This is a genomic window from Marinomonas sp. THO17, from assembly GCF_040436405.1.
Classification (GTDB): Bacteria; Pseudomonadota; Gammaproteobacteria; order Pseudomonadales; family Marinomonadaceae; genus Marinomonas.
In genome coordinates, this window is the sequence record NZ_AP031575.1 from 934458 (window position 1) to 954843 (window position 20386).

A 20386-nucleotide genomic window follows, 5' to 3' on the forward strand; every position below is an offset into this window, starting at 1 on the left:
CTTTATTTTGTATTTGCTATGCCTTTTTGTGGCTGGATATGCTGAGCAGTAACAAGAAGGGGTACTTTGCACCACTCCCCAAGCATAAAAAACAACAAACCAACACAAACTGACCATGAAGGACGCCTTATGATTGCTCTACGCTCTACCGCAAAAATAGCACTATTTAGTCTCCTCTCCTGTGGGATAGGCTTATCAAGCAACCTATACGCCGCTTCGGGTGAAGGCGAAGTGAATATCATCGCTTGGCCGGGTTACATCGAACGCGGAGACACAGACCCCGCCTATGATTGGGTCACCCAGTTTGAACAAAATACGGGCTGCTCTGTGAATGTGAAAACCGCCTCCACTTCAGATGAAATGGTAAGTTTGATGGCCAAAGGTGGCTATGATCTGGTTACCGCATCAGGCGACTCCTCCCTCAGACTTATTTATGGCAAAAGAGTGCAGCCCATCGATGTGTCAAAAATTACCGCTTGGAATACCCTAGATCCACGCCTTAAAAATGCCCCTTGGTTTACCGTAAATGGCCAGCATTATGGGGTGCCTTTTCAGTGGGGACCCAATGTTCTTATGTACAACACTCAAGTGTTTAAATCCGCTCCCACCAGTTGGAATGTTGTTTTTGAAGCTATGACATTGCCTGATGGCAAACCCAATAAAGGTCGAGTACAAGCCTATGATGGCCCTATTTACTTAGCCGATGCAGCACTCTACCTAAAAGCCACTCGTCCAGAACTCAACATCAAAGATCCTTATGAACTCAATGAAACCCAGTATGCTGCCGTACTTGCGTTACTGCGCCAGCAACATAAATTGATCCATCGTTATTGGCACGATTACAACGTACAAATGAGTGATTTCAAAAACGAAGGTGTGGTCGCGTCAAGTGCTTGGCCATTTCAAGCCAACGCCTTGATGGCAGAAGGGGAAAACATTGCCACTACCGTCCCAAAAGAAGGGGTAACAGGCTGGGCCGATACCACCATGCTTGCGTCAGACAGCAAACACCCAGTGTGTGCTTATCAATGGTTAAACTGGTCGATTACACCAAAACTGCAAGGGGATTTGGCAGCTTGGTTTGGTTCAGTGCCCGCGGTTCCCAAAGCCTGCGACAACAATCCGTTATTAGGCGTCAAAGGCTGTCAAACCAATGGCTTTGACGACTTCGATAAAGTGGCCTTTTGGAAAACCCCAACCGCCAAATGCGATGCCGAAGGCACTTGCGTTTCATACAGTCGCTGGACCAAAGACTACATCGCCATCATGGGCGGGCGATGACCTAGGGACAGACCAATATGACACACCAGCTCCCTTGTATTCTTCTAGCACAGACGTGCCGTTTAGATAGGATACAAGGGAGCCTTCAATACAAATTAATACAGAGCAATTAATACAGAACATTGCATAGGAAGGTTATGAGCGCATCGATTCAACTGGTAAAGGTAACCCGTCAATTTGGTGATGTGGTTGCCGTCAATGAGGTATCTATTGATATCAAGGCGGGGGAGTTTTTCTCCATGCTAGGCCCCTCTGGCTCTGGTAAAACCACTTGCTTGCGCCTCATTGCAGGATTTGAACAGGCCGATCAAGGCAGCATTCTCATTCATGGTAAAGAAGCCGCTCATCTGCCACCTTATCAGCGTGATGTTAATACGGTTTTTCAAGACTATGCTCTTTTCCCTCACATGACCATAGAAGACAACGTAGCCTATGGTTTAATGGTCAAAGGCATGGCAAAGAAAGCCCGCAAAATTCGTGCTCAAGAAGCACTCGATATGGTGTCCTTATCTTCATATGGTAAACGTATGCCGGGGCAACTGTCTGGCGGCCAACGACAACGAGTCGCCCTTGCCCGAGCTCTGGTCAATCGCCCAAAAGTGTTGTTGCTGGACGAGCCCCTTGGCGCCCTCGACCAACAGCTGCGTGAACAAATGCAGTCTGAACTGAAAAGCCTGCAACGACAACTCGGCATCACCTTTATCTTTGTCACCCATGACCAAAACGAAGCCCTGTCCATGTCTGACCGTGTGGCGGTATTTAATCAGGGGCGCATTGAACAAGTCGATCATGCTCAAGCCTTATACAATGCCCCCAAAACTCGCTTCGTCGCCGAATTCGTTGGCACTACCAACATTATCTCAAGCCCACTTGCGCAACGTTTGACACAACAACAAGGCACCTTTTCCATTCGTCCGGAGCACATTCAGCTCAACCAGTCTCCAACTGACAATCATATAACCACCCAAGGCACCATCAGTGACATCCTCTATCATGGTGCCAATACCCGTTTTCATATTACTTTGGCAAGTGGTGAAAGCCTCAGCGCACAACAAACCAACCAACTGACCGACACCCCCTTGACGCTAGGGGATGAAGTATCCCTAAGCTGGTCTGCCGCGGCCATGGTGCCCCTCGAAGGAGCCACACCATGACCTCACCGAAAACAGCAAAGTCGATGTTACCCAAAAGACGCACAGGAACTTTTAGCGCCTTAGTGGATCATTTGTATCGTCACCCCAATCAGTTTTTGATTGGTTTACTCTTGACGCCTATTTTGTGGTTTGGCGTCATCTACCTTGCGCCATTACTCAGTTTGCTTTGGCAAAGTCTTTACCATTTCGATGACTTTACCATGCTGGTGTCAGACGATCTGTCCCTTGATAACTTTGCTCAACTCTTGCAAGCTGCCAACTTCGATATTATCTTGCGCACTGTCACCATGGCATTGTGTGTTTCCCTGTTCAGTGCGGTGTTTGCCTTCCCTATTGCCTACTACATGGCGCGTTATACCAAGGGCAAAAGAAAAGCCTTTTTCTATCTTGCTGTCATGCTACCCATGTGGACCAGCTACATTGTCAAAGCCTACGCTTGGACCCTGTTACTTAGTAACGATGGGGTGCTTCAATGGCTCATTGCGCTACTGCATTTGACTCCGTTATTGGACTATTTGCTGAGCCTTTCTTTAGTAGGAGGCAACACCTTATCCACCTCACATCTGGGTCGCTTTTTGGTGTTTTCCTATATTTGGTTGCCCTTTATGATTTTACCGATTCAAGCTTCACTCGAAAGGTTACCCACCTCTTTACTCAACGCCTCGGCCGATCTGGGCGCGACGCCCTTTAAAACCTTTTGGCATATAATATTGCCGCTTACCATACCAGGCATTGCCGCCGGATCTATTTTTACCTTTTGCCTAACCCTGGGCGATTACATCATTCCCCAACTCATCGGGCCTCCTGGTTTATTCATCGGCAGTATGGTTTACATCCAACAAGGTGCCATCGGCAATATGCCGATGGCCGCGGCCTTCACCTTAGTGCCAATTTTACTCATCAGCTTGTATTTGTATTTTGCCAAACGCTTAGGAGCCTTCAATGCACTCTAATCATCAGGCACCTAAATGGCTCTCCATGATCGCCTTTGCAGGTCTGTTCCTGCTGCACTTTCCCATTCTCATTATTGCTGTGTATGCTTTTAATACCGAGCAAGCAGCCTTTAGCTTCCCGCCACAAGGCTTTACCCTACATTGGTTTGTGGCGGCGACACAGCGGCCAGATATTTTTCAGGCCCTTGGCTTATCGCTCAAGGTGGCCGCACTGGCTACCCTTCTCTCTTTGCTATTAGGCACCCTTGCAGCGGGCGCCATGTATCGACGCCCCTTTCCCGGCAAAAACGTCCTAACCCTAGTCTTTATTATTCCTATCGCCTTACCCGGTATCGTCACCGGCATCGCTTTACTCAGCAGTTTTAAATCATTGGCGATTGAACCCGGCTTGCTCACCATTGTTATCGGCCATGCCACCTTTTGTGTGGTATTGGTGTACAACAATGTGGTTGCCCGCTTACGCAGAATCGCCTACAGCCAGATCGAAGCTTCTATGGATCTGGGGGCCGATACTTGGCAAACCTTTCGCTATATTATCTTGCCCAACCTTAGCTCAGCTTTGTTGGCAGGAGGCATGCTGGCCTTTGCCCTATCATTTGACGAATTAATTGTCACCACCTTTACAGCCGGTCATGACAACACCCTACCCCTGTGGTTACTCAATCAATTAACCCGGCCAAGAGACGTTCCTATTACCAATGTTGTCGCCCTTTTCGTCATGCTTATTACTATGCTTCCTGTACTCTTTGCTTATAAGATAACTCAGCAGGCCGAGCATGCTGAAGGGGGTAGCAAATGAACAGCATTTACCAAGACCATGTCAATCAAGGAAACTAACATGCAAAAATCTCAACTCATTAATGGTCAGTTTGTCTTAGGACAAGGCGCCCCGATCGATGTGTTTAACCCTGCTACGGGAGAGTGTCTCACCAGCATTCCTGAAGCCAGCCCAGAGCAAGTGGAGGCGGCGATAGAAGCTGCAGAGACGGCATTTGAGCAATGGTCTCAAACCACTCCCAAAGATCGCGCCCAACGACTCTTACAACTGGCCGATGCGATAGAAGAAGAAGGTGAAGCCCTCGCTCGTCTAGAATGTGACAACACAGGCAAACCCTACATTGCCATGTTGGACGATGAAATTCCCGCCATAGCCGACACCTTTCGCTACTTTGCTGGCGCTTGCCGCTGCCTAAATGGTTCCGCTTCCGCCGAATATCTGGAGGGTTATACCTCCATGATTCGCCGTGACCCTATTGGCGTGACCGCCTCGATTACGCCTTGGAATTACCCACTCATGATGTTGGCCTGGAAACTGGCCCCCGCCCTTGCCGCCGGCAATACCATGGTACTCAAACCGTCAGAAATTACTCCATTAACCAGCTTGAAACTGGCCCAGTTACTCAAGGATATTTTTCCGGCTGGCGTGGTCAACATCATCTTTGGTCTGGGCCATTCGGTCGGCGCTCGCCTAAGCAGCAGTGACAAGGTCAGAATGATTTCATTAACGGGTTCCATCGCCACCGGACAAAAAATCGCTCAATCCAGCACCGACAACATGAAGCGTCTGCATATGGAATTGGGTGGCAAAGCACCGGTACTGGTGTTTGAAGACGCCGACATGGCAGAAGTAGTGGAAGGCGTAAAAGCCTTTGGCTTTTACAATGCAGGTCAAGACTGCACCGCCGCCTGCCGTATATATGTACAGCAGAACCGATACGATGAATTTGTCAGCAAGATCACCGCAGCCGTGGCCACCATTAAAGTGGGAAGCCCCTATCAAGAAGACACTGAAATGGGCCCACTGATCAGCCAACAACACTTTGAAAAAGTCTGTGATTTTGTCGAACGTACTAAAAAACTCAAACACATTGAAATCACCACTGGTGGCCATCCACTTGATCTAGACGGTTTCTATTACGCACCAACCGTGATCGCCCATGCACAACAACAAGACGACATTGTGCAGCAGGAAGTATTTGGCCCGGTGATCTCGATTACGCCATTTGATACCGAAGAGGAAGCACTGCGACTCGCCAACGATTCCAAGTATGGCTTGGCCTCCTCAGTCTGGACCCAAGACACGGGGCGTGCCGCCCGCTTAGCGGCCAGATTGCAATACGGCTGTACCTGGATCAACACTCATATGCTGCTGGCAACCGAAATGCCCCATGGCGGAATGAAACTTTCAGGCTATGGCAAAGACATGTCCATGTATGGTCTAGAAGATTACACAGTGGTTCGCCACATCATGAGCAAGCACTAAACCATCTAAAAAGGCACGATCTTAGCATGCCCCATGGCAGAGAAGATCTATGACTGCATGGGAGGCCGGGTCACCATGACGGCCCCCTGCATTCAGCTGCTCTGTATTAACGCAATCGCAAAAAATAACAATAATCATCGACTGCAATATTTAAATGGAATGAGCTAACCCAGCTTCTTCCATGTACCAAAATGACCATCAAGAGGAAACAAATATGTCTGATGTAACCAGAAGAGATTCTTTGCGCCTGTTAGCCGGAGGTGCTGCTTTCATTGGTTTAGGCGGAGCAACAAGTATTAGCCAAAAACTCATGGCACAACCTTTGGATACTAATGGCAACGAGAAAAGCGCACTAATTGTCGTCGATGTACAAAATGACTTTGTACCCGGCGGCTCATTGGCGGTTAAAGGCGGCGATGAAGTGGTGCCGCTCATCAACCAATTAAGCAAACAATTTAAAAATGTGGTCATTACCCAAGACTGGCACAATAAAGGCCATGCTTCTTTTGCCTCAAGTTACCCAGGTAAAAAACCCTTTGAAACCACCGAACTCTATTATGGCACGCAGGTTTTATGGCCGGATCATTGCGTACAAGGCAGCAAAGGGGCGGAATTAGTCAAAGGCTTAGACATTCCTCATGCTCAGCTGATTATTCGCAAAGGCTTTCACCCAAATATAGACAGCTACTCTGGCTTTTTTGAAGCCGATCGCGAAACACCGACAGGCTTGCAAAATTACTTAAAAGAACGCGGCATCACCACCCTTTACGTAGTGGGGTTGGCGACGGATTTTTGCGTCGCTTGGACTGCAATGGACGGAGTTACCTCAGGTTTCAATGTAACCGTCATAGAAGATGCGACCCGAGCCATTGACCTAAATGGATCACTGGCCGCCGCATGGAAAGCCATGAGCGAAAAAGGCGTGTCACGTATTCAATCAACCAGCGTGCTGGCCTAATCCCGCCATCACAAATTTTGCAGTAACAAAGATAACCAACGCCCCTAAGCTCAAAGCTCAAAAAAAGCTTTTCATTCATTGGGGGCGTTTTATCTCTATAGTATTCGGTTAGCGTTTTCCTACAAATTACAACCCACAACCGCATACAGAACCCGATGAGGGATTGATATTGGTCCAATTTCCATTCCATTTCAGGTAACTGGCCGTACCGGAACAGGTGCTCGGGCAATTGTTCTGAGCATCGTTATTATCCATAAACACCTTTTGGGCATACACATCAATGTCCAATCCCTGACCAATTTTAATATCTTTAAAAATATGACTTAGCGCTTGCGAAGTAATATTGTTGTGCACCGTCTTTGACGTGCCTGTGTAGTTATGACAACCAAAACAATTACTCGCAAAATCACTGTTAATATCGACCTGCTGATAGCGAGTTTCCGCAACCGAGTTTGCCAAACGTAATGACCCCCGCTCATTAGGCACTCCTTTCCCACCTGAACTCATAGTGATATCACTGGCCCACAGAGCGCCGACATTAAAATAATTTTCAAGCACTTGCATATCAGCATCGCCTTGTTTTTTCAGTAACTCATCAATACCTTGATTTTGCTGAGTAATAACTGAAATATTTTCCCAAGCATTCGCATCGGTAAACACTGTACCATAAGGATGCACGCGACAAATATTGGTTGGCGTCCCGATTGGAGCAGTCAGTTTTTCAGGGGGGTTATTAAAGTTACAAGCATTCCCGGCATCAGCCGAATCGGCCAAGCCTGCGGTACAACTTTGACTGGCCATGGTCCAAGTGGTTTCTTCTTGTAAAGATGAAGGCAAGCAATCTGGCGAATTGAACTTATGCTCATAGGTTGCCCAAATGAATTCTGGATGATCTTCTGTCGCCACAACAATATGCACGCCAATCAGACCCAGGGTAACATTATCCTTGGATATAAGCTGTTGCTGAGTGACAAATTGGCCTTTTTCAACTTCCTCTACTGACAAGGTTTTCCAAGCAAACTTTAACTCAATCGTCCCAGCGGGAAAATTAGTGATATTTTGCTGCTGCAATTCCACTGCACTCGCCGACAAATCGCAGAGATTTCGCGTAAATCTGACGTCATAGTAAATGACATTCCCCTCTTGATCATAAATGGTCGCCCCACCCCCTGCTTGCCCCGTAATGAGACTGGATTTCTGTAAACCAGTACGTAATGTAGACCCGGATATCGCCATATCACAGGAGTCTGCAGGTGTGCCGTCGTCATTAAATTCCAGCAAAGAAAACTGCTCATTTACCTGAAAATTGCGTAATTTGGGTTCAGATGTCGAAGGCGACATCAAATACAAATAGGTTTGATTAGCAAACTGATAAAAATCACAGAAATTTGAACTACCATCAGCGCCACTTTTTTTCACTTCAACTGGCAGCGAAGGCTGGGTTAACCAAGTGGCATCAACAGGACAATCGGCTGCTGTCATCCCCATCACTTGATAATCTGACTGAGCCCAAGACTCAGCCGAGAAGGTCACCATCAACAAGAATAAAACCGCCATTAAGGCGCTGCAATTCTTCATACTCTTTCACCTCATCCTTAACATTGATGTCTCAAAGACAACTTCCTACTTGAAACACAGTAAATATAAAGCAGCGCCTATGCCCATAAACTATGCAAAACTGATTGTTTTAATTCGCCAGTGGATGGTCTCTTGGATCTGCCCCTAATATTCAAGATAGCAAGTAAATGGAAAATATGTATCAATTTCACTGGGGTTCGCTTGAAATAAAACACCCAAGCTAAACACCCAAACTTACTACTCTAATCGTACTGATATTACGATTACTGACTCACGCCTCTAGCCACTAAATTGCTTTATTGACTAAACGTTAGGTTACAATCCTAAGACAACTTTGATGCGTTGAATATTACACGGCATTACACCAACGAATAAGTTTGGGTTAGATTTTGAAGTGTCCCTGTAGTGATCTGATAAGTTGAGTGTCCTATTAAATTTTAACTGTTAAAACCTTTTAAGATGGGTGATTAGATGGACGCTCCTAACTGGTAACGGCGTCATAATGCGCCAAACTTAAGTTTGCCACTAAAGTTGATCAGATAAAGGAGCGCCCAATGAATAAGCCTAATACTATTGCTATCGATTTAGCAAAAAATATTTTTCAGGTTTGTGTTGTTTCGCCAAACCGCAACGTTATTAAAGAGAAGCGTTTGTCTCGTATAAAACTCACAGAGTTTATCGTAAAACAAGAAAAGTCTGTGGTCGTTATGGAAGCCTGTTATTCAAGTCATTACTGGGCAAGACTCTTTACTGATATGGGACACGTGGTTCGCCTGATTCCAGCTCAGCATGTTAAACCTTTTGTGAGAGGAAATAAGAATGACCGTAATGATGCTCTCGCCATTGCCGAAGCGTCTCATCGACCTAATATTCGTTTCGTACCCAATAAAACGGTTGAGCAACAAGATATTCAAGCGCTTCATCGCATTCGAGATAAACTCGTCTCTCGTCGCACCAGCATAGTGAATCAGATGCGCGGGCTACTGTCTGAATATGGTGTGATAACAGGTCAAGGTATCAGTGCATTTAGTAAGATGAGTCATATGTTGATCGACCCTGCTGATCATAGACTGTCGTTGATTATGAAACACCAACTCACAGAAGCGTTGGATTAGCTAGCACAACTCACCAAACGCATTAAGCAAATTGAAAAGAGCTTGAACCAATATGCCGATCAAAATGAGAGTTGTCGCCATCTACTGACGATTCCAGGTATTGGACCCATCAATGCGACTGCGTTGTTTTCTTCAATAGGTAATGCGGCACAGTTTACGAAGCCTAGAGACCTTTCGGTGTGGTTAGGCGTCACGCCTAAACAGTTTGCCAGTGGTGATAAATCTTATCAAACAGGCATCACAAAACGTGGAGATCGTTATCTCAGAAAGCAGCTTATCCATGGTGCTAGAGCGTTGATAAGTATTTCTAGATATAGACAAGATAAACTGTCTCTGTGGATTCAGCAACTCGTTGAACGACGTGGCGTAGGGAAAGCCATTGTGGCGACCGCGAATCGGTTAGCTCGAATTGCATGGATTATATTACGCAGAAATGAAGAGTATCGACCTGCCTAACTAAAGTAGAAAGATAGACAAAGAGTAAAGCTCACAGCCCTTCAAGGTTGGCAAAAAAGATGAATAAGCGGTTTTCCGCACTTAACCACAGTCTGTACAGGACAAGGCTAGTTTTATAAAGCCGAGTGGGTGTTTTAGACAGTTAAGTGCGGATCTCATTTGGGCCAGAAAGTACACCTAAAAACACTTTCAGAATAGGCCGGATATATGTCAGCACAACCGTTTCTCTTTTTCGAAACTAAACAAGGGTTATAGAAAAAGAAAAGCGAGATACGTAGGTGTCAGGGACTTTTTCGCCTTGACACCACCGGAACGTCCATATATGTCCTGTTAAATGCTGCAATTTGCTGTTAAATTTTCCACCGCGGACGTCCTGAATTTACTTCCGTTGAAGCACCATGGTTAAATTTTTGCCTTACTTTAGCTTTTGACGATATCGTTGGAGTCATGTAACGAGGATTACTTTTTTTCAGTTCCTCTGTGCCCACACGTGGCCGGATGGGTTCGTTAGGTCTAGACTCATCCGCTGCATTATTGGCTGATGGCAGTATCGACGTTGCCCCTGTGTTCTTGCTTTTTCCTGATGCGCTTATGGTTTCCTTCACTACCTCAGTCCGGGCACTGAAAGTGGCATTTTGTGATTTGAAATGTTCGGGATGACTTGTGTTATCTGTAGTAGGCTCCACTGCCCCTTTGCTCCATTCTATGTCGGCGTTCTCACTGCCTACAATTTCCCCCATTAACCGACCCAACCCTGTTTTCCCTGCACGAGTGCGTGGTGTTTGTGGAGTGCCATCATCAGGAAACATTCGACGTATTGATTTCTCTCCTTCTTCTTTTTTTGTGAACTTGGTGTCTCTTTCCGGTAGCCCCCTCACCCACTCCTCAGCTATTTCTTTTCGGCTCGCAGTACTTGCAAGCAATCCCGCGCTAACAACTTCTTTAGCAGTAGCGCTCCTTATTTTTGTTGGGTCTTTTACTTGCCCCCTGATACCCTCCGCCAGGCTTTGCCATTCGGTGTTCTTTAGCTTTTTTGTATCACCGATTTTCGATGACGGTCTCTCAGCGTGAGCTATAGTTTCAATAATAACTTCGGTCTTATCTTCATCATGTTGACGGATTTTCCCTTTAACTTGGTAGTATTGAAGTTCATCATCTGCCTTTTTTCTTACACTTAACGTTCCTGCTAGCACTTTCTCATTCATTTGTATCGCTCCTGCTCCTGAACCTTTCAAGAACACTAAAGTGGGTGTCCTGTTAAAACCAATCCTTTAAAATCTTAGTGTGGGTGTCCTATTAAAACCTCCTCAATCTCTTACTTAATAGGAAACCCAGACTAAACTATTAAAACCTTTTAAGATGGGTGTCCTGTTAATATTTATGTGGGTGTCCCATTAAAATCTTGTTAGATGGGTGTCCTGTTAAATCCATTTTTTAAAGGGTTATAAAAAAGAAAAGCGAGATACGTAGGTGTCAGGGACTTTTTCGCCTTGACACCACTGGAGCGTCCATATATGTACTGTTAGAAGTCATTATTTCAGACTATCCATCTCTTCAGGAGTATTCACCCACGGGATGGATCGCACAGATTCATCGTTTTCTACATTACCTCTAGAGGCGCCAGCTTTCATTAAGACAGCCTTGTTTCGCGCTATCACGTCATTCGCTTCGCGAGGAGTATAGTGTTGACCAATTTGTCCCGGGCTAAGCAGATCGATTCCTGTTATGGCCTGTATGTTGTCGATCGTACGCCCTACGCAATTTCTTGTGGGGACAAGCTCGTCACGTTTTGTTTGTGCAGTGCCTCGCGCAGTGGTTGTTTCATAGACAGTTCCTAGGTTGTGATGTATTTTTTCTACCATATCAAGCTGATTCTTTCCCTGTTCGGTTAGGTTACCGAGGAAGACACTCGAGTCCATTTCGGGCAGACGATTTTTAGTCCTATCTTCCTGCCCTTCGTTGGTAACTCCCCTGAATACTTCCCCCGCCATAGACAAAGATTCAGCCCCCGGGAAAGGAGCAAGTGGCTTTTTTTTGAACCGACTGCTGCCCCCCCCTCCTCCCCACCCACGTACATCAGGCCCGCCGACATCTTTTTCGGCGGTTATCATGTTTATATGCCCGGGCATAGCCCCTTCCTTTGTTACGCTGGTACTTATATGCCTCCCTAGGAGGAATTTCGCGCCAGATTTGAAAGTGGTGGACGCTCGTTTTAGCATGGTTATTCTCCTTTGTAGGTTGTTTTTTTGTAGTGGTCAAAGATGACTGGCTACCTTGCTATCGGTGTTCCTTCATTGGTGTTATTCATGGATATTGGGCGCCACATTGATATTTAGGATCACCTAAAAAACTATTTAGCCATTTAGCCAAACAAAATCTCAACCCCAAACACCCTTCTCTTTAAACAAGCTCCCAAGTTCACTCTCCCGAATAACCTTAAGAACCTCATCTAAATCTATTTCCACCACACTTCTTACCCATTGCAACCAATGCTTAACCTATCCCCTTATGAGACCTGCAATGCGTTCTTTCGTGGCACCTTGCTCATAACGCTGCTGCAGTTTGTTGATATGGTTCGCTATGGTCTTCCAAGCGAGGCTTACTTTTTCTCTGATGGCTTAAAGGTCTGATGGCTTAAAGGTCTGACGGCTTAAAGGGTAGTGGCTTAAATAGGCCTAAAAACACCCAAACTAAATTTAAGACGGCGTGTTTTACACAGCACTAGCCAATCCTCCAATCTGCCCCTCGCTCCTCAGCCATGACTTTTTTGTAAGCAGGTCATGTCACCCTATGAGCCGAAGCGCCCCGCCAAATACAACCAAAGTTGTAATGTCTCTTTTCGCTGCGCTGCTTTGTCTCTCGCTCTCGCTCTCTCTTTCTCCCCCTCTGCTTCTCTTTACCTTTCCCTCTCTCTTTGTTTGCCTTTTGCTCACCCTAACCACACTTTTTTGTGCAGGGCGATGTGGGAACCCATGTTGGCGTATAGGGTTTCCAGTTCTTTGCGACACGCGGCTTCGCTTTGTTCTGGCCCCAGGTAATAGAGGATTTCGTTGTCATCTGGCGCAATTTGTCGAAAAGGCAGTGGATGAAAGCCGAGCTTGTGCAGGGCTTTTTGCGAGGGCATGTTGTCTTCATACACTTTGGCGTAACAACACCGCATGCCTTTTTGCTCCACGCCGCTGCTCAGTAACATTGCTACCGCCTGTGGCCCAAACCCATAACCCTGAAAGTCTTGTCCTAACCAGTAATAGAAGAATCCCACGCCATTAAAGACTTCTAGGCACACTGAACCGATAAAGCCCCACTCTTTATGAACAACCGCATAGACATCATGATTGGGCATCATTTGGTTGTTTTGATGCCAGTCAAACCACTGCTGATCGTCTTCAAAGCAGGGCAAATTGCACAACTCGGAGACGGATTTCAGACCTTCTTGCTGATTAATATAAAGCCAGCGAAAACCATCTATATGATGGGGCTCCAATGGGGTTAAATAGAGCTCTCTTGTTTCTGTCCTATTCTCCGTATAACGCCAGTCAACTTTGGGGAAATCACGGTTGTTCATCTGTCGCCGTTTTTCGGTCAGCCAATAATAAGCATCCAGAATCTGTTTATTTTGATAAAATCTCAGCAAAGCCCCTTTATACAGATGGATGGCAGTAGCATAGTCGCCAAGCTGGAAATGGGCTTCGGCCAAGGCGTAAACCGACTCTATAGCGGCGTCATCATTTAGCTTAAACTGTGGGTTGGTTTGAATCGCTTTTACGATATCAATCACCATCACCCAATCACATAAACGCTGTGCCAGATCTAGCATCAATTGATACTCAGCTAGCGAACTTTCTTTATCGAAAAACTCTCTTAGTTGCAGTAACCAATAGAGCCTGTCTTCAGCATAAATATTTTGCTGTTGCACTTGTTGCAGCTGGGCAAGCCACTCATTTTGCGGTTGAGCAAAGGCAGCTTGCGAAAATGGGTAGTCTGACGTTTGTCTGGCTGCAACCATAGTTATTGCCCATCCTGTTAGTTAGTGTAAGTCTCTCGTTATTACACTTTTGCTTCGCTTTACTCTTCCTGTTCCTCTGCTGCTTCAGCCGCTTCGGCATCGGCTTCCTCGGCTTCGCTGGCCTCTTCCTCAGCCACTGGCTCCGCTGGCGGATTGCGTTTGGCATCGAGGGCGGGCAAGAGGGTTTTGTCCAGATAAATCTCCAAATCTTGCAGGAACAGGGCTTTGACCTCGTCTAAGGTCGGTGTTTCGTCATCGGCAAAAGTGCCTTTGCTCAAGTAGTCCATGATTTCTTCCAGTATCTCGCCCAATGACGCTTTAAGCTGAGCGTCCAACTTTGGCAGTACTAGGCCCAATTGAATTTTGAATGCGATATCGTCTGACATAGTTTTGGTCCTTTGTGGTTTGGCGGCTGGCGAGGGTCTCGCGGTTTGCCTTTACATCTTTCAATGCTTTGCCTTTACTACTTTTTATACTTTTTATGCTTTCTATGCTTAGCCTTAGCCTGTCTTGCATTGGCTTGCTTTATTAAGGGTATTGCAATAGGGTTGCCAACTTTTTAAAAATTATTTTTCTTTTTATTTTCAATTAGTTAAAATAAATTTTTCATTCTAATCTGGGTTGCCCTTTACCCACGGTATCTGGCCTTTACCCGGGTCTAACACGCCGTGCGCGGCTTAGGATTCAATGCCCATGATGTCAAACAGGTTGATTTGCCCTCCCTTCACGAGAAAGATTTCTTTATACAAATCGGGCGCACTTTGCTGGCCCCATTCGCAGGCGGTGTAGATTAGGTAAGGTACGATGGAATGCGGATCGTCTTTTTGCAGAAAGTCCGCCGCCCTGTGTAAGGCGTTGAAGGCTTCCGCGCGGCTGGTAATGGGGCCGTTGCCGCCTCCGCCATCCCCATTCATGCCACTGGCTGAAGGGTCGTCCGAGTCTGACTCATCGGCTGTTTCTTCGCCGGCGAAATGGATACCACGGCGATTCAGTTCCAAATCGATGAGGTCGCCTATCTGCTGTAATACGCCACTAAAGTCGGTAAAGCTGGGGGCCTCGCTGCCGCATTGCTCATCCAACCAGTCTTCTAGGTATTGCAGGCCTTTTAAGGCATCATCCAGTGACATTAACACTTGCTGGAAATACGAGGTGTCGGTCAGCATAAGACGTTGTTTGAGGTCTGACAGGCTGGGGCCGTCCCCTTGAGGACGTTTGCCTTGCTGGCTAATTTTGTCGAAATATTGTGCGCTTTCCCAATCGTTCCAGCTGCATTCCCTGCCATCCAAATTGGTGTGGGTAATGGGCAGGCTTTTGATCACTGGGGCCAGTTTGTCATTGATCCATTTGAGCGGGTTGGTGCGAAATTCAATGTCACCATCGAGCATTTCCGGGTACATGCTCTCCCAGTAATGTTCACACATTTGCTGCACTAGGAGACAGGCCGGGGCAATGCCGTTAAAACCCTCTAGGTGAATTGAGGCTTCAAACAGCCACATCATGAGTTGCAGGTCTTTGCTTTTTTCCGCGAGCGCTTCTAAGGCGATGTCTTTCACCAAGCGCCAGTCTGCCACTTTGAGATCATGGGTCCACACGCCCATTGGTAAGTTGGGGTCATCGGACTGACGGGCCGCCTTGATGCTGGAATACACCCCATTGTGACGCACCGATTGCCCGACCCCATTGTCCCCTATGGGTTGCAGTAACTGGTTTAAGCTGTAGCCCATGTGATATTGAAAATAGTCATCGGGCGACTGTATTGCGTGTTCAAGTCTCATGTTAACCTCCTTTTCGGTTATTCACTGAGATTAGGCGCATAGGTAGGAAAATACAGGGGCAAAGGCAGATTGCGAGTTTGCCCTTTGTCATCCAACACATAAGCGGCTAATTGCACATTGGCACGGCTCACATAAGCCGGCACTGGGGCTTGTTGGCTGTCACTCTTAAGCACCACGGGCACATAAAAAGATAGGAGCGCCGCCCCATCTTGACTGTGAATCAGTTTGTTTTGGTAACGGGCGATCCATTCCAACAAGGCCCACTGCCCTTGGCTGTCAAAACGCGCACTGGCTAAGGCGGCATCGACAACAGGTGGTAACTGGGCAGATCGGCTCGGTGGCCCCAGCGGACGATACGCCGAACCACTGGCCCAACGCAGGGTTAAGGTCAGTGGCTGACCCACTTGCCAAGTGAATTGCGTCTCCCCGTTGGGAAACTGCAGCTGTTGGGTGCCACTTTGCAGCTGCCAACTAATAATCTGATTACTGCCAGAAGAACCACCAGCATGGGCATCAAACAGGATATTCAGGTTGGCCTGCCAGGTTTTTGCCTTGTCTTGCCAGATGTGCTCAAAAAACTGATTGACCTGTTCCATCTCCAATAAGAAATCCCGCCACGACCCTTGTAAATTCAGCGGGAAAGCCGGGTCTTGATCTTCCATTAGGGCGTCCAAATCGGACAAGAGATGGTTGGATAAGGTGCGATATTGCGCCAAGAAACTCTGCAATTGCTGAGGAGACACTTCCTTCACGCCAATCTGGCTTAACTCAGCGAATGGAAAGCGTCCGGCCAACTGCTGGTTGAAAGCACGGGCCAAGGTTTGGTAACGCTGGATAATGGCTTTTTTCTCGGCGCTGGTGCATTCCAATTTGGCTTGCTGGGTAATTTGCCGATCGCGCATGGCAAACCAACTGTTGCCTTGATTAAGGGTGATCAACCCCAAGGTGTCGTCACAGGCTTGGTTGTTCAGTGCGGGTAAGGTCTGGCCGATGAGGTCATTCAAGGTGCTGACTGGGTTACCCGCTTCGCCCCGCTCGAATCTCGCCAAGTCGTCCAAGGTGGCCAACCAACGTTGCACACTCAGGTCACTTAAGCCACTGTGGCTGTTCTGTAGGTATTGCAGCAATGGCTGGGCATAATGAAAGGCCAGATAGTTGATTTTTTGCTGTTGGTTTTGCAAATAGCTTTCGGTTTGTTTGGCATCCTTGAGCTGGAATAAGGCTTGCGCAAAACTGGGCGCTTGCCAATCCGGTGACAGCACAGGTTGGTAGAGACGGTAATCAGCCACCAGTTGTTCTATTTGCGCGAGTTGATAGTGCACAAAGGCATTCACCTTTTGGTTTAGGTGCAGCACATTAACACTGTCCCCTTGTTGTTTTAACAAGGTCTCAATTTGCAACAACAGGCTTGATACCTGACGAAAACTGCTGACCGCCTGCTGTAATTTGCGTTCTCTGTCGGCGATCAGGTTGTAACTGGGTGGGGGGGCGGTGAGCTGTTGCGAAGGACGTATCATGGCATCGCTTAACAGACGCTCGGTGACATCTTGCAAGCGGCTGCGCAAGGTATTTTCAAACAGGCTAGTGGCGGAATATTGGGCCGCAAAGGCTTGCTCTTGTACCAGCATATCCAGCAGTTGTTGCAATGGGGCCTGCTGCCAACGCACTATGATTTCGGATGACTCCAAGAGCGGAGGAAAACGCCCCTTAATGTAAGCCAGTTGCGTAATAGCCCGCGCTTTGTCCATCAGTTTAATCAAGGCGGGGGATTGTTCAATGACACCTGCTTGGTTGCGCACAAACAAGTCGCCAAATGGCGACACACTTAAGTTGGCCAGTTCCTGACGAATCGGTTCATCGCATTCTTGTGCGGCAAAGTCTTCGGCCATGGCCTGTAACACCGCCTCGTTGTAACCAAACAACACCATGCGTTCTTCCGCTTCTTCCAAATGGCTTTGTATTAATCCACACGCACTGCTTTGTGGGGTGGTTGAGAGCCAATCCTGTTCGGTTTTTTGCAACCAGTATTCCAGTCTGCCAAGGTCTTGAGCAATGGATGACGCTGGTAGGTTGGCGTGTCGGGGTACCCTTTTGGGGCCACGATTAAAGTCTTGCAAAGGCCCGATGGGCACGTTTTCCACCACTGCCTTTAAGGCCTGTAGCAATTGATCAGTTTGTTGCTGTAAGTGGTTAAGGACCACTTGTCGATCCACCAATGGGTCTGTGGCACTCCACTCTAATGGCAAGTTGAGATGGGTAACGCCCCCGACAATCAGGTGACTGTGTAAATCAATGGTCTCTGGCACTGGGTTGTCGTAAAGGTAGTTCAGTAGGTCATATAAGGCTTTGCTAACGCCTTTGTCACTGTCTAAGGGGCCCGCCAACATGAGCAAACGTTGCTGATTTTCTTCAAAGGCCAACAGGGCCTCAAAACGGTCAAAATAGCCACTGAGCAAGGTGGGATAATGGTCGGTTTGTGGCACCGCCTTGATACGGCGTAACAAGGCTTCGGCTTTTTCCTCCAATCGACACTCTAAGCCCTGAAAAAGTTTGTTTTTAAGAAGCTGATGACTGACGCTCTGTTCTTTTCGCTGTGCGGCATGACCAAACCAAGACAGGGGCATCGCCAGCGACACATTGGCACCAGATATGTCGCTCAACCCTTGTAATAAAGCATAACTTTCGCCGCCCAACTCAGAGCAATCAGGCATCAGCAAATGTATTTGTTGTAATTTTTCTAAGCCAAATTGATTGAATTGCTGGATACGGACTATGTCGTGTGCCAATAAGATGGCCAGCCCCAATGCCAAGCCCAATACGGAAAACTGCAAGCGCCGAAATAAGGTGTTGCTGGAAAAAAGACGCTTATCAATGACTCTGGCCAGGTGCTTTTCAGCAAAGATTTTATGCTGGAAGACCGCGTCGGCAAACACCACCTTGGTTTGTCTTTGACCGCTAAAATACAGGCCTCTCAAAGGCAGGGCCTCTTGAAAACCACTTTGTGAAAAGGCCCCTTTGATGACTTTGCTTAAGGGCTTTTGCAACTTGCCAAACTGATGGGGAAACATCATAAAGCCGTCCATGTCCGCCAAGGCTTGTCCCGTTGCGGCGACTTTTAGCTTGATGTCTTGTAGGCGCTGTAACACATAAGCAAAGGCTTGGTTGATCCAATCCAAGCGAAAGGCGGTGTCCAAACGATAAGGGTTGGACCACCCCAACATCTGCTCAAACACCTCCTCCGGCTGGCTGTCCCAATACGCCTGCCAACCGGAAATGTGTTCACAATCTGTCACCATAAGGTACACAGGCAAGACAAAGCCGGTTTGCTTCTGTACTTGCCAAAGTTGGTGAAACAAGGCTTCACCGACCGCGTCTAGCGCCGCTTCCTCTTCTTGTAACAAGGAGGTGGCGGAAATGCACACAATGAGATTGTCCACTGGCCGTTCGGGTCGATACCAATGCAAACGGCTCACTAGAGCAGCAAGGGTGGCCTCATCCCCTTCAATGACCACCCCGTGATCGTAAAAGTGCCAACCGCCCCCGCCGCCCATAAGGCGTTTTTCTCGGGGCAATAAGCGGTCCCGTCGACCGCTGAAGACGCCTGTCATCAATTGCCGTTTGTCCGCCGCCTGATCACTCAGCAATAAGGACCAAGACATACGATATCGCCAAGCCTGACGTGTGGTTAAATACTCCAGCACCGCAATGGCGCGACGTATCTGCACCAGCAACAGCCTTTGCTTATAAGGGCGCGGTTTGCTGGGGGTGGTTTTTTTACGGAACAGGCGCTTATAGACCCACGAAAAAGGCGCCATCATGAGCCGAACACATCCGGCCAGCACTCGATATACGCCTTTGCCCATCTTGCGCATCAAGGCCAGCATTTTTTTGGCAAACCAAGCCCCCACCAGCACCAACAGCACTAGGCCAATCAAGAGCGCGATCATTTGCCATAAAGGGTCTTGCCAAATGGGTTTAAGCGCTTCGATTAAGGGTTCCAGTCGTTTTATTAGGCCATGATAGAGACTCTCTAATTGACGGGTGATCGTATCGTATTGGCGCATGAACGACTTGAGTTGTGCCAGCCATTCCTTCACAAGGCCCCCCATCTATCCAGTCCACTCAACAAGATAAACCAGGCAATGGCTCCCACAATTAAATACACTAGGCTGATGTACACCGCACCTCGATACCAGATCGACACAGGTGCCAGACGTTCTTCCTGCTGGGAGGTCATCTGTTGCTCATAGGCTTGGGCGAAGAGTAACTGATCCACTGGTGGTTGATGCTTTAGCACCAGTTGAAAGAGTTGTTGTCGATACTGGCGTAACGCCTTAGGGTGATCCCGACATTGACCAGAAAAGCCTAATCTTAAGGTCAACAGGTAAACCGCCGCCAACTGCACTTCCATAGGGTCATGTTCTTCTTTGGCCAGCAGCTGATCTATGTGTCGGTATAAAGCGCCCCCCGCCGAACAACTGTGAAAGAAGTGATTCTCCAGCAACACCCCCTCCCAGTTCTCTTGTCCAACCCATTGCAGTTCTAGAATAAAGAGTTCATCCGCCAAGGCCACCATGGCATAGTAGGCCTTGTCCATTTGCAGGGCTTGTCGCTCGGTCAATTGGGCAAGCCAGTCTCGTCTTTTCTCCGCCAACCATTGGCTTAAAAAAAGGCTCACCGCAGACGCCGTTTCCTGTGGGTTAGGCAAGGCTTGTAATTTCAGTATGCCTTTGGCTTCCAACAAGAGTTTATCCGTCTCAATCCATTGTTTTACCCGGATGATTTGCTGATAAAATTCGTTCATCAACTTGACTAGGTGAAATTCGGATTGCTTCATCTGCCCTCCT

14 protein-coding genes and 1 pseudogene are annotated in these 20386 nt (G+C 47.5%); 7 read left to right on the forward strand and 8 right to left on the reverse strand.

The features are described 5' to 3' along the window. Positions 1-129 precede the first annotated feature (129 nt). The 6 genes from ABXS85_RS04385 (at position 130) to pncA (ending at position 6609) form a co-directional block, all read left to right on the forward strand. Complete coding sequence (locus ABXS85_RS04385; RefSeq protein ID WP_353668819.1) at positions 130-1281, forward strand: ABC transporter substrate-binding protein; 1152 nt, start codon at positions 130-132, stop codon at positions 1279-1281. Between the two features lie 137 nt (positions 1282-1418). Further along, positions 1419-2435, forward strand: coding sequence for an ABC transporter ATP-binding protein (locus tag ABXS85_RS04390; RefSeq protein WP_353668820.1), 1017 nt, complete (start codon positions 1419-1421; stop codon positions 2433-2435). Next, positions 2432-3388 carry an ABC transporter permease gene (locus tag ABXS85_RS04395; protein ID WP_353668821.1) on the forward strand — a complete coding sequence of 319 codons (957 nt, stop codon included), beginning with the start codon at positions 2432-2434 and terminating at the stop codon, positions 3386-3388. The genes ABXS85_RS04390 and ABXS85_RS04395 overlap by 4 nt, the downstream gene beginning before the upstream one ends. After that, positions 3378-4187 carry an ABC transporter permease gene (locus tag ABXS85_RS04400; protein ID WP_353668822.1) on the forward strand — a complete coding sequence of 270 codons (810 nt, stop codon included), beginning with the start codon at positions 3378-3380 and terminating at the stop codon, positions 4185-4187. The genes ABXS85_RS04395 and ABXS85_RS04400 overlap by 11 nt, the downstream gene beginning before the upstream one ends. A gap of 39 nt (positions 4188-4226) precedes the next feature. Further along, positions 4227-5651, forward strand: a complete 1425-nt coding sequence (locus ABXS85_RS04405; RefSeq protein WP_353668823.1) for a gamma-aminobutyraldehyde dehydrogenase — start codon at positions 4227-4229, stop codon at positions 5649-5651. A 214-nt stretch (positions 5652-5865) separates the two neighbouring features. Continuing rightward, positions 5866-6609, forward strand: a complete 744-nt coding sequence (pncA, locus tag ABXS85_RS04410; protein ID WP_353668824.1) for a bifunctional nicotinamidase/pyrazinamidase — start codon at positions 5866-5868, stop codon at positions 6607-6609. Positions 6610-6735: 126 nt separating this feature from the next. On the opposite strand, the gene ABXS85_RS04415 is transcribed toward pncA, so the two are convergent. Further along, positions 6736-8187 (reverse strand): mannan-binding lectin, encoded by a 1452-nt coding sequence (locus ABXS85_RS04415; protein WP_353668825.1) that lies wholly within the window; start codon positions 8185-8187, stop codon positions 6736-6738. A gap of 554 nt (positions 8188-8741) precedes the next feature. On the opposite strand from ABXS85_RS04415, the pseudogene ABXS85_RS04420 reads away from it, so the two are divergent. Next, positions 8742-9758, forward strand: a pseudogene (locus tag ABXS85_RS04420) (IS110 family transposase). Positions 9759-10108: 350 nt separating this feature from the next. On the opposite strand, the gene ABXS85_RS04425 reads toward ABXS85_RS04420, so the two are convergent. The 7 genes from ABXS85_RS04425 to ABXS85_RS04455 form a co-directional block, all read right to left on the reverse strand. After that, positions 10109-10963, reverse strand: coding sequence for a hypothetical protein (locus ABXS85_RS04425; RefSeq protein ID WP_353668826.1), 855 nt, complete (start codon positions 10961-10963; stop codon positions 10109-10111). A gap of 327 nt (positions 10964-11290) precedes the next feature. Then, on the reverse strand, positions 11291-11869 hold the full coding sequence (locus tag ABXS85_RS04430; RefSeq protein WP_353668827.1) for a hypothetical protein: 579 nt from the start codon (positions 11867-11869) through the stop codon (positions 11291-11293). 818 nt (positions 11870-12687) lie between these two features. Continuing rightward, positions 12688-13764 carry a GNAT family N-acetyltransferase gene (locus ABXS85_RS04435; RefSeq protein WP_353668828.1) on the reverse strand — a complete coding sequence of 359 codons (1077 nt, stop codon included), beginning with the start codon at positions 13762-13764 and terminating at the stop codon, positions 12688-12690. A 59-nt stretch (positions 13765-13823) separates the two neighbouring features. After that, entirely contained in the window at positions 13824-14150 is a 327-nt protein-coding gene (locus tag ABXS85_RS04440) for a hypothetical protein (protein ID WP_353668829.1), read from the reverse strand. Between the two features lie 291 nt (positions 14151-14441). Beyond that, positions 14442-15539, reverse strand: coding sequence for a type VI secretion system protein TssA (gene tssA / locus ABXS85_RS04445; protein WP_353668830.1), 1098 nt, complete (start codon positions 15537-15539; stop codon positions 14442-14444). 17 nt (positions 15540-15556) lie between these two features. Continuing rightward, entirely contained in the window at positions 15557-19636 is a 4080-nt protein-coding gene (locus tag ABXS85_RS04450) for a type VI secretion protein IcmF/TssM N-terminal domain-containing protein (protein WP_353668831.1), read from the reverse strand. Continuing rightward, entirely contained in the window at positions 19633-20376 is a 744-nt protein-coding gene (locus ABXS85_RS04455; RefSeq protein ID WP_353668832.1) for a DotU family type IV/VI secretion system protein, read from the reverse strand. Before ABXS85_RS04455 ends, ABXS85_RS04450 begins: the two co-directional genes overlap by 4 nt. Positions 20377-20386 lie beyond the last annotated feature (10 nt).

Coding starts and splice junctions, on each gene's coding strand:
- ABXS85_RS04385 (WP_353668819.1), top strand. CDS start 130: ATGATTGCTCTACGCTCTACCGCAAAAATAGCACTATTTAGTCTCCTC.
- ABXS85_RS04390 (WP_353668820.1), top strand. CDS start 1,419: ATGAGCGCATCGATTCAACTGGTAAAGGTAACCCGTCAATTTGGTGAT.
- ABXS85_RS04395 (WP_353668821.1), top strand. CDS start 2,432: ATGACCTCACCGAAAACAGCAAAGTCGATGTTACCCAAAAGACGCACA.
- ABXS85_RS04400 (WP_353668822.1), top strand. CDS start 3,378: ATGCACTCTAATCATCAGGCACCTAAATGGCTCTCCATGATCGCCTTT.
- ABXS85_RS04405 (WP_353668823.1), top strand. CDS start 4,227: ATGCAAAAATCTCAACTCATTAATGGTCAGTTTGTCTTAGGACAAGGC.
- pncA (WP_353668824.1), top strand. CDS start 5,866: ATGTCTGATGTAACCAGAAGAGATTCTTTGCGCCTGTTAGCCGGAGGT.
- ABXS85_RS04415 (WP_353668825.1), bottom strand. CDS start 8,187: ATGAAGAATTGCAGCGCCTTAATGGCGGTTTTATTCTTGTTGATGGTG.
- ABXS85_RS04425 (WP_353668826.1), bottom strand. CDS start 10,963: ATGAATGAGAAAGTGCTAGCAGGAACGTTAAGTGTAAGAAAAAAGGCA.
- ABXS85_RS04430 (WP_353668827.1), bottom strand. CDS start 11,869: ATGATAACCGCCGAAAAAGATGTCGGCGGGCCTGATGTACGTGGGTGG.
- ABXS85_RS04435 (WP_353668828.1), bottom strand. CDS start 13,764: ATGGTTGCAGCCAGACAAACGTCAGACTACCCATTTTCGCAAGCTGCC.
- ABXS85_RS04440 (WP_353668829.1), bottom strand. CDS start 14,150: ATGTCAGACGATATCGCATTCAAAATTCAATTGGGCCTAGTACTGCCA.
- tssA (WP_353668830.1), bottom strand. CDS start 15,539: ATGAGACTTGAACACGCAATACAGTCGCCCGATGACTATTTTCAATAT.
- ABXS85_RS04455 (WP_353668832.1), bottom strand. CDS start 20,376: ATGAAGCAATCCGAATTTCACCTAGTCAAGTTGATGAACGAATTTTAT.